The organism is Vibrio sp. YT-19(2023) (assembly GCF_033337395.1).
The window spans coordinates 1-552 of the sequence record NZ_JAWOQN010000966.1 but is presented as its reverse complement, the minus strand read 5'-3'; the positions used below and the strand labels follow the sequence as shown (position 1 = coordinate 552).

The 552-nt window shown below is 50.7% G+C and carries 1 protein-coding gene; it reads left to right on the top strand.

The genetic code is table 11. The features are described 5' to 3' along the window. The coding region (locus R7E78_RS29460; RefSeq protein WP_318059061.1) for a molybdopterin oxidoreductase family protein at window positions 1–552 on the top strand (552 nt) is incomplete at both ends.

Genomic DNA, 552 nt, shown 5'->3' with positions numbered 1-552 from the left:
GGAATGATTACGTTCGTTCGATTGCAAACCTGCAATTGTTGTGTGGAAACATCGGTATTGAGGGGGGTGGTATTAACCCACTGCGCGGTCAATCAAACGTACAAGGTGCGTGTGATATGGGCGCTTTGCCGAACTGCTATCCGGGATATCAAAAAGTGTATAACCCGATTGTTCGTCAGAAATTCGCGATTGAGTGGGATGCGCCGAATTTACCTTCTGAGCAAGGGCTTACCCTAACGGAAATCATCGATGCGGCGTGCAAACGAGAAGTTCGCGGGATGTACATCATGGGCGAAAACCCAGTACTGAGTGATCCAAACCAAGCACACGTGATTGAAGGGTTGGAAGCACTCGACTTCTTGGTCGTGCAAGACATCTTCCTCACCGAGACGGCGCAGTACGCCGATGTGGTATTGCCTTCTTGTTCATTTGCGGAAAAATCCGGTCACTTCACCAATACTGAGCGACGCGTGCAGCGCGTTAATGCGGCAGTGAAAGCGCCGGGTGAGGCGAAAGAAGATTGGTGGATCATTCAAGCGATCGCAAACGCGA